Consider the following 12,280-nt stretch of genomic DNA (forward strand, 5'->3'; position numbering starts at 1 on the left):
TGAAATGGCCGCGGGATGGTGCACATGCCTGATGATGAACAAACCGCTGCGGCGCGCTGGACGGTGAGGTCCGAGCTCCACGCCGTCGGTCGCGACAAGCCGCTGCTCGCGGTGCTGGCAGCGATCCTCTGCCTTTATTGTGCGTTTATCGCCGGACCGATCGTCTATGCGGTGCTGGCCATCAACGGCATTGCGGATTTCTTCAAATAGAGCCGGTTTCGGCGATCTCGCGCCGGTCCGGCGCGCTGTACCGGCCCCGAAATTGCTCGGCCTGGATGAAATTGCTTAGCCGGGATGAAACTGTTCGCGTATATCGTTCGTACCTGTAGCGGGTGCGGGAGGACACGTGACGATAAGAATCAGACTTCCAGGCGGAACTTTGAAGATCAAGAAAAACGACGAGCTGCGGCGTCGCGAGCAGAATCGCGAGGTGCCGGTTTGGCAGGTCGGCAATTACTTCGTCATCTGGTGGCCGAGCGGCATGTCCGATCGTCCATCCTCGCCCAAAAAATCCCCGCCCAGGAAATAGCCGCGCACCCGACGATCCCCGACCGGGCACTGGCGCCTCCGTGCGGGATCAGGAACCGCCGCGCGCCAAACCTCCGAAGACCGCTCGCCAAATCCCAAAAATAGTCAGCGGGCAGGCGTTGACTCTTCCGCCACGGAAGGTCTCTTGTGCTGCGTTGCACAATGGGGTGGCGGAATCGATGGCGGTGCGTATCAGGATGCCTGGCGGCACGCTGAAGGTGAAGGTGTATCGCGAATTGCGCGATCGCGAACGCGCCCGCCGCGTACCCGTCGTCAGGCTCGGCCGGGTCTATTTCACCTGGTGGTCGAACCGCCAGCGCCTGATTGACGACCACTCGCCAGGATGAAGCTCCTTCGGACAGGCATGCGCCTGCCCGCCCGGCACCGCGAAGCCTGCGCCGGCCAGCTCGCAAAATAAGTTGATGACGCTGCTGTTGACTCTTCCGTAACGGAAGGTCTCTACTTACCGCATTGCACACAATTGCTGCGTTGCACAACGGGAGTTGAACCGATGGCAGTGCGTATCAGGTTGCCGGGCGGCACTCTGAAGATGAAGACCTATCGTGAGTTGCGAGCCCGGGAACGCGACCGCCGCGTGCCTGTGATGAAGATGGGCTCGCTGTATTTTGTCTGGTGGTCGAAGTCTCAAGGCCAAGAAAAGCCACAGGACAACCCTCGGTAAACTAAAGCCTGCAACATGATCAGCATCAGTGCCGGCTCACACGACGGCAGGTTTGAGCCGCAGCTTCGGATGGCAATAGTCTGTCGTGGAGCAGGTTTGACCCATTTTATAGTATGCGTGGCCAAGGAACTGGCCAGTGAGAACAAAACCTGCGTCTGACGGCTCGGGATCAATCGGATGTTAGCGCGGTGACGAGAGCCTTTAACGCACGGTTAATGACTTGCAGCACGCACTGTGACCTGGCGCTGTGATGGCGCTTTTGGGATCGCTGCCTCGACTTTGGTCTGCTCGATCTGGAATAGATGCGCCGCGCAATCGGCGGCGCAGGCTGCAAAGAACTGCTGCGGATCAGCGTTGGAATCCACCAGCATCTGTCCTTACCAATTTGTAACCAGAACGTTCGCGTGACGGCTCCAAATCCCGACATCATTTCTGCCCAGTTTCCAGCCCCAAACCCGCCCCGGTGCCAGAAACAGGTGTTGCAGAACCCGCCCACGCACGTCCGCTCGATTCCTCCAGACGAATTCATCGGTGATCTTGTCCTCGCCTCCGCGCTCGCCAGTTACCTGCGCCTCCAATATCCAAGGGCCAGGATCGTGTTCCTTTGCGAGGCGGACTTTTGCCGGTACCTGATGGGTCGTGGCGTCGCCTCGGACGTGGTGGCGTTCCGGCGCGTTCGGATACGTTGCACTCCTGTGCAGCGTGGTCGCGAGCTTTACGCGTTGGCGCGCGCTCCGCGCCGGTTACAGTTCGCGCTGGCGATCGACGAGATCTCGCGACAGACCGCGTTGGACTTCCCGCTTGTCGGCGGCCTCGATGAACGGACATCTGCCGAGCGCATCGTCGCCAAGGCCGCTTCGCCGGTCGTCAACGTGGCCGGGGCTATGTCACTGGCAACGCTGCTGGCAGTCCTCGGCCAGGCACGCCTGTTTCTGGGGAACGAGAGTGGCCCGAGCACATGGCCGCCGCCGCGGGAACGCCGGTTGTCGGTCTCTTCGGCCTGACCGACCCGGCCGTCTGAGGTCCTGTCGCCGTGGCCAGGGTTACGCCGCGGCCCTCGATACTTTGCGAGTCCATAGCCAGGAACCTGTGCCGCCGGACCGATGCGAGTAAGGCTTGCTGCGTCTGGCGACTTGAGGTCAAAGCGGTTGCGGACGCGGTGCGCGCGATCCTTTCACGTACGGGTAAGGACGTGGAGCACGCATTGTGATCTCGCGCTTGCCAAAGGTCAGGCCGACGGTCAAATTGCCGCTGCCGACGCTTTTGCAGGGGCATCGTCCCGATTTCCGCCTTGATGCCGGCCTTGGGTCGCCGCTTCAACTTTGATCTGGCCGACCCGGAAACAATCAATGCGCCTGTTCCAAAAGCATTTTTGCGCAGTTGCGATATTGCTGTGGGCTGTCTCGCCTGGCAACGCCCAGTTGCTCGTCGAACCGACGCTGCACATCAAGCCCTACGCAGGCAGCGGCCGCGTCGCGCTGACGCTCGATGCCTGCGGCGGAAAGACCGACACAAGGATTCTCTCGGCGCTGGTGGAAAACAAGATTCCCGCCACCATTTTCGTCACCGGCATCTGGCTGAAGCACAACGCCGCCGCCGTCGAGATCATGCGGGCGCACCCCGACCTGTTTGAATTGGAAAACCATGGTGGCCGCCACGTCCCGGCCGTCGACACGCCGCAAAAGATCTACGGCATTCGCAGTGCCGGCAGCCCGCAGGCCGTGCTGGCCGAGGTCGAATCCGGTGCAGCCGCTCTCGCCGTGACCGGCGAGCCGGCGCCGAAATGGTTTCGCGGTGCGACCGCCGAATACAGCCCGTCGGCAATCGCGATGATACGCAAGCTTGGCTTCAAGATCGCCGGCTTCTCGATCAACGGCGACGGCGGCTCATTGCTCGGTGCAAAAGAGACCGCCCGGCGCATCGCGGCAGCAAACGACGGCGATGTCATCATCGCTCACATCAACCAGCCGACCCATGCGGCCGGCGAAGGCGTAATGCAGGGGCTTTTGGCGCTGAAGGCCAAGGGCCTCACCTTCGTCCGGCTCGACGATGCCGACGGTGTCGGCAATGAAGGCACCACCGACTGATCAGTCGGGCGTAGCCTCGATGGTCACCTTGCTTGGATAGAATGCGCCGTGATCGCGGATATCCGCCATTTCGTCGTAAGGCTGCTCATAGGCCCACATCGCATCCTTGCCTGCATCGCCGGCGGGCAGCACGCTCCAATAGCTGGCATCGCCCTTGTAGGGGCAATGGGTCGAGTGCTCGGTCTTGCCAAGCTGCTTGAAGTCGATGTCGTCGAACGGAATGTAGAAAACGGGGGGATAGGGCGATTCGGTCAGCACCTTGACCATTCTGGACGAGGCGATGACGACATCGCCGGCGCGCACCGTCACTGTACCCTTGTAAGGCTCGACGGTGATGATCTTACCCGGATTGCGCTGAAAGCCGGGTGACGGGTTTGCGATCTGGTCCATGTCGGATCTCCTTGCCTCGAGCCCCAAATGTGTCTGGCAAGCGCGTTGTGCAAGACCTGCCTGCCGCGACGCCAAAGCGTCGCCCGCGGGGGCAAGTCTCACCTCTTTCTTCCGCTTCGCCGAAACTCAGGCGGCGGCCTGGAATGCGTCCATCAGCCCGGCATAGGCGGCGGCAATGCCGGCCACCGGATTGGTGCTTTTCGAGGTGGTCTCGACCTTCAGCGCACCACCGCTGGCAGGCAAGGTGAGCAGCAGGAACTGGCGATTGCCGCCATCGCCGACGCAGGCGGCAGCGACGTGCTGGCTTTCGCCCTCGTTCTCGACGCACATCTTGAACAAGAGCGTGCCGCCGACCGCTTCGAGGGCGCCACCGACGACCTCGACGAATTCATCTTCGGAAACGGTTTTGGCGTCGGGCACCAGATCGGCCTGCGCGACATCGGCCGCCACCAGAACGGCCAGACTTTCGGCAAGCGTATTTTCGAGGGCTTTGTCGTCGAGCTGCGCGTCCATGCGAACCTCTTTCATTCGCCAATCGCGCCCCGCTGTTAATCAACGTTAACGCCGAGCATGGCCGGATTGTGGCGAATTTCGCCTCGTTTGGCTCTATGCACCGCTTCAGCCCGGTTCTGGCTGGACAATCCGCCGGTTCGTCCCACAATGGCGCAAAAAAATAACGGGAGGAACAAGATGCTCGGGCTGATGCAGGAATGGCCGCTGCTTTGCCACAAGCTGATCGACAACGCCGAGCGGCAGCACGGCAGCCGCGAGATCGTGTCGCGTTCGATCGAGGGGCCGATCGTGCGCAGCACATACGCCGAAATCCATGATCGTGCCCTGAAGGTCGCCGAGCGGCTAGAGCGTGACGGTTTCGGGCTTGGCGACCGCATCGCGACCCTGGCCTGGAACACCGCGCGCCACATCGAGGCGTGGTACGGCATCATGGGTGTGGGCGCGATCTATCACACGCTCAACCCGCGGCTCTTTCCCGAGCAGATCACCTGGATCATGAACAATGCCGAGGATAAGGCAATCTTCGTCGACCTGACCTTCCTGCTGCTGCTTGAAAAGATCGCCGGCGCGGTCAAGTCGCTGAAGCAGGTTATCGTGCTGACCGACAAGGTGCATTTACCCGAGACTGCGCTGCCCAATGTCGTTGCCTATGAAGAATGGCTTGCTCAAGCCGACGGCAACTTCGCCTGGAAGACAGTCGATGAAAACACCGCTGCCGGCATGTGCTACACCTCGGGCACGACGGGCGACCCGAAAGGCGTCCTCTACAGCCATCGTTCGAACGTGCTGCACGCCATGATCGAAGCGATGCCCGACGCCATGGGCCTGTCGTCGCGCGATACCATATTGCCGGTCGTGCCGATGTTTCACGCCAATGCCTGGGGCCTTGCCCAGAGCGCGCCGATGATTGGCGCCAAGCTGGTCATGCCCGGCTGCAAGATGGATGGCGCTTCGATCTACGAGCTGCTCGACACCGAGAAGGTGACCTTCAGCGCCGCCGTGCCGACGGTGTGGATGATGCTCCTCCAGCATCTGGAAGAGACCGGCAAGAAACTACCCTATCTGCAGAAAGTCGTCATCGGAGGCGCGTCCTGTCCACGCGCGATCACGACGAAGTTCCAGGACAATTACGATGTCCAGGTCGTCCACGCCTGGGGCATGACCGAGATGTCGCCGGTCGGCACCCTGTGCACCCTGAAGCCGGACTATGCCGGGCTGAAGGGTGACGCCCGCCTCGCCGTCCAGCAGAAGCAGGGCTTTACGCCGTTCGGCATCGAAATGAAGGTAACGGACGACGACGATAACGAACTGCCATGGGACGGCAAGACCTTCGGCCGACTCAAGGTCCGCGGGCCGGCCGTCGCGCGCGCCTATTATGGCGGCATCGGATCCGAACAGTTCGATGAAGACGGCTGGTTCGATACCGGTGATATCGCGCATATCGACCCCGGCGGCTATATGCAGATCACCGATCGCGCCAAGGACGTGATCAAGTCGGGCGGCGAATGGATCTCGACCATCGAGCTCGAGAACCTCGCGGTCGGGCATCCGGACGTGGCGGAGGCCGCCGCCATCGGCATTCCGCATTCGAAATGGGGCGAGCGGCCTTTGCTCGTGGTCGTCAGCAAACCGGGCAGGGAGCCGGCCAAGACGGACATCCTCGCGTTCATGGACGGCAAAGTGGCGAAGTGGTGGATGCCGGACGACGTCGCCTTTGTCGGTGAAATCCCACACACCGCTGCCGGCAAGATCCAGAAGATTACCCTGCGTCAGCAGTTCCGGGATTATCACCTGCCGACGGATTGACCGGAGATGCGGCGTCTTTGCGCCTTCAAGCCGCCGCTGAAAGGCACTATACCTTTGTTCGGGTTGGGGCAGCGCGGAAAACAATGACGGTAATTGCCGAGCGACAAACGTCGAGGGCTGCCGGTTGGTCGCGGCGCGCCGGCGCGTTTTCGGCAGTCCTGCTGCTGACCGCTCTCATCGGCCATCGCTATGACCTCGTCGAGACCCAAGCTTTCCTATGGGTGCTTGGCATTGTCGCCTTGCTGGCTGCGTTTGCGCTTTTGTTTGCCGGGTTTGCCTTCGCGCGATTGTGGAACTTCGGTGATCGTGGCGGTCAAGACCTGACCGCCGGAGCCTTGCTGGCGCTTCTGGTGCTCATCCCTTACGCTGTCGCGGCCTATTGGGCGGCGACCTATCCGCCGCTGCGCGACATCTCGACGGATTTCGACGACGCGCCGGCGCTCGATATTTCTACCCGGACAATGGATATGAACGAGCTTTTGCCGCTGACGCCCGGCGAGCAGCGCCTGCAAACCGAAGCTTATCCGCTTGTTACCGGACGCAGCTACACCTTGCCTTTCGATCGCGTTCTGGAGGCGGTCAAAACCGTGCTCGATCGGCGGGGCTGGCAGCTCGCGGCGCCATTTCCCGACGCAGCAGGGCAAAGCGACGTGACGGTCGATGCGCTGGCCAAGAGCTTCCTGCTTGGCCTTCCCGCCGATGTCGCCATCCGCGTGACCGACGATGGCGACGCCGTCATCGTCGATATGCGCTCGGCCTCGCGTTACGGCCGCTATGACCTTGGCGACAATGCAGCGCGCATCACCGATTTCCTTGCCGAGCTCGACCAGGAAGTCGCCGGCCAGGTGGGCGTGGCGCCGGCGGAATGACATCCGAGGGATACTACTTTGCCGACGAAAAAATGCCGTCAATAGCCGGCGCGCCGTCGGTGTGGACCATACCGCGCGCCACCAGGTCTTCCAGATGGGCAAGCACCGACAGGCCGGCCGCGCCATGCAGGCGCGGGTCGGTATCGCGATAGATCGCCTCCACCATAGTCCTGATCGTACGGTCGCCGCTGTTGATCCGCTCCAGAATCGCCCGTTCGCGCATTTTGCGATGGGCTTTCAATCCGCGCATGAAGTTGCGCGGTTCGGTCACCGGCCCGCCATGACCGGGCAGCAGCAGCCGGTCGTCGCGCCCGATCAGCCGATCGAGCGATGTCATGTAGTCGGCCATGGCGCCGTCCGGCGGCGCGACGATCGTGGTTGACCACGCCATGACGTGATCGGCCGAAAAAAGGATGCCGGTCCCCTCCAGTGCGAAGGCCGCGTGATTGGCGGTATGGCCCGGCGTCAGCACCGTCCGGATCGCCCAGCCGTCACCGTCGATCACCATATCGTCCGGCAGCGCGATATCAGGAACAAAGTCGGTGTCGGCGCTGGCATCGAGCGGATTGACCTCGCCGGTGTGCAGCGGCCGCGCGGGGCGATGCCGTCCTTCCGCCAACATCACGGCACCTGTGTGCTGCTTCAGTCGTGCCGCCAGCGGCGAATGGTCGCGATGCGTGTGGCTGACGAAGACGTGGCTGACCGGCCTGGTCCCGATCGCTTCGAGCAGCGTTCGAAGGTGCACCTCGTCATCCGGACCCGGATCGATAACCGTCAGCGTCTCGCGCCCGACGATATAACTGTTGGTTCCGTGAAAGGTGAACGGGCTTGGATTCGGGGCCGTGATCCGAAGCACGTCTGGCGCAACGGTCACGCCCTTGCCATAGGACGGGTCGAAGCTGGTATCGAATCTCAGCGCCATGCGAACGTCGCGACCTTTTTTGGGGGGAGGGCAAAACCGATTGCCGCATAGCACGGAAGCCAATATAGGAAAACGCAAGGCCGCGTTCGGCGGCAATCCGGAACGGGGAAGACCATGGCAATTGCAACGACGATGCGTCCGCTTATTTCTCTCGCTTTGCCTGAAAAGGGTGCGGCCCGGCTGGCAGGACAGCTTTTGCTGGCGATCGCCGGAACGCTGCTGCTGATCTTGTCTGCCAAGACCAAGGTCCTGCTCGGACCGGTCGATATCTCGATGCAGACGCTTGCTGTCTTGGTGATTGCCGCCGCGTTCGGCATGCGCCTCGGCGTCGCCACGCTGCTTCTCTACATGGCCGAGGGCGCACTGGGCGTTCCGGTCTTCCAGAGCACGCCGGAAAAAGGCATCGGCATTGCCTACATGCTCGATTCGACCGGCGGTTATCTAGCCGGTTTCGTCGTCATGGCGGTGATCGTCGGCTGGGCTGCCGATCGTGGCTGGGATCGTCATCCAATCAAGTTGTTTAATGCGATGCTGGTGGCCGAGATCGTCATGATGGCGATGGGCTTTGCCTGGCTGGCGCTATTGATCGGCCCGGAAAAGTCGTGGCAGTTCGGTGTGCTGCCCTTTATGGTCGGTGATCTGATCAAGGTCGCGCTGGCCGCGAGCCTGGTGCCGGCTGTCTGGTCGCTGCTGAAGCGTTCGTGAAGCCGATCAAGAATTGGCATCGCTCTGCCATGACTGGATCTCACGACTTACTGGCAATCTCGTCGACCGCCTTTCGAAACAGCTTTTTTCGCAAACTGGAATAGCTCTGCTGGTATCCTGCCCGCAGCGACATGCTGGCGACCCGTCATATTAGCTTCAAGTCGGTCGACTAAGCACCAGAACAATCGGGGTCGCCGTGCCAATGTAACCAAAGAGCTACGCGTCACAGCGAATTGCCCGATATCGCACATCGGGCAGCTGAAAAAGAAAGCGGCCCGATGGTTATTTAGGCACAGCTAATTTCATGAACAATTCGCGGGCAATTTTTTGATGAACCGTCCTCATTCTCGCGACATGGTTGCTTGCTGGCATCGACACACTGTCGTAACCCTTGGCGCCGATATGCCCGCCCGCCCTGAGAGGGAGACACGTGATTAGCGCGAAAAAAACAACGAGTGACGCAACCACCCTGTCGCCAGACCCGGCCGCGCCGGCAACCCGCTGGTACGCGGCTTCCGTCTTTCCCGGAAAGGAAGATGTCGCCGAACGGCATCTCCGGATCCAGGGATTTCAGCCGTTTGTGCCTCGCTGCGAGAAAACCGTGCGTCATGCCCGGCGGCTCGAAACACGAGCTGCGGCTTATTTCCCGGGTTATATGTTCATCGCCCTTGACGTGGGCCTGCAACGTTGGCGGTCCATCAACGGAACATTCGGTGTGCGCTCCCTCGTCATGCAAGGCGATCGGCCTTTGCCGGTCCCCTCGGGTCTAGTAGAGCGCCTCATTGCGTTAACCGGCAGGCACGGCCTGCTCGATTTCAGCGGCGGCCTCGCAGCCGGTGCTTCGGTTCGGATCCTTTCCGGCCCTTTCGCGGAAATGATCGGTCGCCTTGATCGACTCGATCCAGCTGGAAGAGCCCGGGTTCTGGTTGCCATCATGAATGGCGAGGTCCCCGTCGACTTGGATGCCAGGGATCTCGTAGCAATCGCGTAGCCGCAAACATCAAGGCGGCGTCGTGATGTAAATTGTTGTAGGATGCGCTCTCGGGTTTCACCCGGGAGTGCGGTAGCCGTCGTTCGGCGGGGAGTAGGCGCCGTCTGGCGAGGTTTTCTGATCGGCGCTGATGGAGGGCACGCGGTATGCGAATAACGATGATTGGTGCCGGCTATGTAGGGCTCGTTTCGGGCGCCTGCTTCGCCGACTTTGGCCATCAGGTCTGCTGCGTCGATCGTGATGCGGAAAAGCTTGCCATGCTCAAACTCGGCAAGATACCGATCTACGAGCCAGGGCTCGACGAACTCGTCACCACGAATACGGTGCAAGGTCGGTTGCGTTTCGATGGCGATCTGGCGGATGCGGTTTCTCAATCGGATGTTGTCTTCATTGCCGTGGGCACGCCGTCACGGCGTGGCGACGGCCATGCCGATCTGTCTTTCGTCTACGAGGCGGCCGCCGAAGTTGGCCGCGCGCTCAAAGGATTTACGGTCGTGGTGACGAAATCGACCGTCCCTGTCGGTACCGGCGATGAGGTGGAACGGATCATCCGCGAGCAAAATCCGGCCGCCGATTTTGCGGTGGTCTCCAATCCGGAGTTCCTTCGCGAAGGATCGGCGATCGAGGACTTCAAGCGGCCCGACCGCATCATTGTCGGGACCGATGCCGAACGGGCCAAAGCGGTGATGGGCGAAATTTACCGCCCGCTCTCGCTGAATGTCGCGCCGATATTCTATACGAGCCGGCGTACGGCTGAGCTTACCAAATATGCCGGCAACGCGTTTCTGGCCATGAAGATCACCTTCATCAACGAGATTGCCGATCTCTGCGAGCGGTTGGGAGCCGATGTGCAGGACGTCGCGCGCGGCATCGGCATGGACAACCGCATCGGCGCAAAGTTTCTTCATGCCGGGCCGGGCTACGGTGGCTCCTGTTTCCCGAAGGATACGCTGGCGCTGGTCAAGACCGCGCAGGACGCGGCAAGCCCCGTGCGGCTTATTGAAACGACGGTCTCGATAAACGACCAGCGCAAACGGGCGATGGCTCGCAAGGTGGTCGAGGCCTGCGGCGGCTCTGTTCGTGGCAAGACCATCGGTATCCTCGGCCTTACATTCAAGCCGAACACCGACGACATGCGCGATGCGCCCTCATTGGCCATCATTCAGGCGCTCAAGGATGCAGGCGCTTCGATCAAGGCCTATGATCCAGTCGGCATGGAACTGGCGCGCAAGATGATCGAGGGCATTGCATTCGAGGAAAGCGCCTACGCAGTAGCCGAGGGCTCGCATGCGATCGTCATTGTCACCGAATGGAACGCGTTTCGGTCGCTGGATCTCAAGCGGCTCCGTGCGCTCATGGCGACGCCGGTGATGGTTGACCTGCGAAACGTCTACCGCGGGGAGCATGTCGTGAAGGAAGGCATTGCCTATTCCAGCGTCGGCCGAGAGCGGTATCCTGTTAGGTGAACGTCCAGGTTTTCATAGGACCCGATTTGCGGGATTCAATTTGAGCGTCACGACTATTCAACTGCCCAATCGTCGGCACCTACTGCTTCGGATGCGCTTTCAGCTTCTTGGCGGATTGACATTCGCGATTCTGCTGCCGGCGTTGATCCGACTGTCGTTCGATCAACAAGTAATCTTGTCACCGAACATGCAGGTTACGATCTTTGCGGCATTCATTGCCCACACGACAGGCTATCTGCTTTACAAACGCATCGGGAATTTCCCGGGCGTCGCAGCGGCTGGTTACATCTTGCCAACCTTCGCTCTGACTTACGGCCTCGTATTCGTCACTATCTTCTTCTTCAGATTTGATTACAGCCGATTCCAGGCCGCCGCGAGCTTTATCCAGTCAACATTGTGGTACTTTGGCCTGAGCCTGGCCACGCGACGGCTCGATGCGTACCGGCTGGCGATAATTCCTGGCGGAGATGTCGACAGGCTGGAGACCATACCGGGTGTCAGCTGGCATAGGATCCATTCGCCCGACACGGTTGTCGAGTACGCGAGCGGCGTGGTCGCCGATCTTAGGGCCGATCTTTCAGATGAGTGGGAGCGTTATATCGCCGACCGCGCACTCTCGGGAACACCAGTCTATCATGTCAAACAAATCAGCGAGTCGCTCACGGGCCGAGTAGAGATTGAGCATCTTTCTGAAAATACCCTAGGTTCCTTGAATCCAAACCAGGCCTACTTGAAAATAAAGCAGGCAATAGACTGGGCTACTGCGATGTTCGTACTTTCTGCTTTTTCGCCATTGTTGTTGTTAGTAGCGATTGCCATAAAGGTCGATTCACCTGGTCCGGCACTGTTTAGGCAAAAAAGAACAGGTTACCAGGGACTTCCTTATGAAGTCTACAAATTTCGAACGATGAGGCTCAGTGCCAGCATTAGCGATGAGAAGGAGGCGGCTATCACCAAGGCCGGCGACGAACGCATCACCCGCTTGGGGCAACTCTTGAGAAAATCCAGAATCGACGAGTTGCCGCAGGCGTTCAACATTCTGCGCGGTGAGATGAGCTGGATCGGCCCGCGGCCCGAAGCACTGGTACTCTCAAAATGGTACGAGGCCGAGTTGCCATTTTACCGCTACCGGCACATCGTCAGACCCGGAATTACGGGATGGGCACAGGTGAATCAGGGCCACGTGGCAGCCGTTGATGACGTGTTGGAGAAGCTCCACTATGATTTTTACTACATCAAAAATTTCTCCCCGTGGTTAGATTTCCTAATCGTTCTACGAACAATAAAGACAATGCTGACCGGATTCGGAGCTCGTTGAAGA

Annotated in this window: 15 protein-coding genes; 12 read left to right on the forward strand and 3 right to left on the reverse strand. The window is 60.4% G+C overall.

The annotated features are described in order from the left end of the window. Window positions 1-24 precede the first annotated feature (24 nt). The 6 genes from NKH43_RS26415 to NKH43_RS26440 all read left to right on the forward strand — a co-directional run bounded on the left by NKH43_RS26415 (window position 25) and on the right by NKH43_RS26440 (window position 3,297). The gene (locus tag NKH43_RS26415; RefSeq protein WP_352860624.1) at window positions 25-210 is read left to right on the forward strand and encodes a hypothetical protein; all 186 of its coding nucleotides are present in this window, start codon (window positions 25-27) and stop codon (window positions 208-210) included. A 169-nt stretch (window positions 211-379) separates the two neighbouring features. Next, on the forward strand, window positions 380-529 hold the full coding sequence (locus tag NKH43_RS26420; protein WP_352860626.1) for a hypothetical protein: 150 nt from the start codon (window positions 380-382) through the stop codon (window positions 527-529). A gap of 178 nt (window positions 530-707) precedes the next feature. After that, window positions 708-875 (forward strand): hypothetical protein, encoded by a 168-nt coding sequence (locus NKH43_RS26425; RefSeq protein ID WP_352496032.1) that lies wholly within the window; start codon window positions 708-710, stop codon window positions 873-875. Between the two features lie 164 nt (window positions 876-1,039). Continuing rightward, window positions 1,040-1,210, forward strand: coding sequence for a hypothetical protein (locus NKH43_RS26430; RefSeq protein ID WP_023721752.1), 171 nt, complete (start codon window positions 1,040-1,042; stop codon window positions 1,208-1,210). A 302-nt stretch (window positions 1,211-1,512) separates the two neighbouring features. Beyond that, on the forward strand, window positions 1,513-2,214 hold the full coding sequence (locus tag NKH43_RS26435) for a glycosyltransferase family 9 protein (protein ID WP_352860628.1): 702 nt from the start codon (window positions 1,513-1,515) through the stop codon (window positions 2,212-2,214). A gap of 345 nt (window positions 2,215-2,559) precedes the next feature. Continuing rightward, window positions 2,560-3,297, forward strand: a complete 738-nt coding sequence (locus NKH43_RS26440; protein WP_352860630.1) for a polysaccharide deacetylase family protein — start codon at window positions 2,560-2,562, stop codon at window positions 3,295-3,297. Here NKH43_RS26440 and NKH43_RS26445 read toward each other — a convergent pair whose 3' ends face one another. Beyond that, window positions 3,298-3,687, reverse strand: coding sequence for a DUF427 domain-containing protein (locus tag NKH43_RS26445; protein WP_352860632.1), 390 nt, complete (start codon window positions 3,685-3,687; stop codon window positions 3,298-3,300). Between the two features lie 126 nt (window positions 3,688-3,813). Then, window positions 3,814-4,200 carry a hypothetical protein gene (locus NKH43_RS26450; protein ID WP_352860683.1) on the reverse strand — a complete coding sequence of 129 codons (387 nt, stop codon included), beginning with the start codon at window positions 4,198-4,200 and terminating at the stop codon, window positions 3,814-3,816. A 177-nt stretch (window positions 4,201-4,377) separates the two neighbouring features. Here NKH43_RS26450 and NKH43_RS26455 point away from each other — a divergent pair, with 177 nt between their 5' ends. Beyond that, window positions 4,378-6,006: a fatty-acid--CoA ligase gene (locus NKH43_RS26455; protein WP_352860634.1), complete on the forward strand. Its 1,629-nt coding sequence runs from the start codon at window positions 4,378-4,380 to the stop codon at window positions 6,004-6,006. 83 nt (window positions 6,007-6,089) lie between these two features. Continuing rightward, on the forward strand, window positions 6,090-6,875 hold the full coding sequence (locus NKH43_RS26460) for a DUF1499 domain-containing protein (RefSeq protein ID WP_352860636.1): 786 nt from the start codon (window positions 6,090-6,092) through the stop codon (window positions 6,873-6,875). Window positions 6,876-6,888: 13 nt separating this feature from the next. Here the strand turns inward: NKH43_RS26460 and NKH43_RS26465 are convergent, their stop codons facing one another. Then, a complete protein-coding gene (locus NKH43_RS26465) occupies window positions 6,889-7,797 on the reverse strand; it encodes an MBL fold metallo-hydrolase (protein ID WP_352860638.1) in 909 nt (302 codons plus the stop codon). 114 nt (window positions 7,798-7,911) lie between these two features. Here NKH43_RS26465 and NKH43_RS26470 point away from each other — a divergent pair, with 114 nt between their 5' ends. The 4 genes from NKH43_RS26470 (at window position 7,912) to NKH43_RS26485 (ending at window position 12,277) form a co-directional block, all read left to right on the forward strand. Continuing rightward, window positions 7,912-8,502: a biotin transporter BioY gene (locus tag NKH43_RS26470; protein WP_352860639.1), complete on the forward strand. Its 591-nt coding sequence runs from the start codon at window positions 7,912-7,914 to the stop codon at window positions 8,500-8,502. Between the two features lie 430 nt (window positions 8,503-8,932). Further along, a complete protein-coding gene (gene nusG / locus NKH43_RS26475) occupies window positions 8,933-9,493 on the forward strand; it encodes a transcription termination/antitermination protein NusG (protein WP_352860641.1) in 561 nt (186 codons plus the stop codon). Window positions 9,494-9,639: 146 nt separating this feature from the next. Then, a complete protein-coding gene (locus tag NKH43_RS26480; protein WP_352860643.1) occupies window positions 9,640-10,959 on the forward strand; it encodes a UDP-glucose dehydrogenase family protein in 1,320 nt (439 codons plus the stop codon). A 40-nt stretch (window positions 10,960-10,999) separates the two neighbouring features. After that, window positions 11,000-12,277: a sugar transferase gene (locus NKH43_RS26485; RefSeq protein WP_352860645.1), complete on the forward strand. Its 1,278-nt coding sequence runs from the start codon at window positions 11,000-11,002 to the stop codon at window positions 12,275-12,277. The last annotated feature ends 3 nt before the right edge of the window (window positions 12,278-12,280 follow it).

This window comes from Mesorhizobium sp. M1163, assembly GCF_040318415.1.
GTDB lineage: Bacteria > Pseudomonadota > Alphaproteobacteria > Rhizobiales > Rhizobiaceae > Mesorhizobium.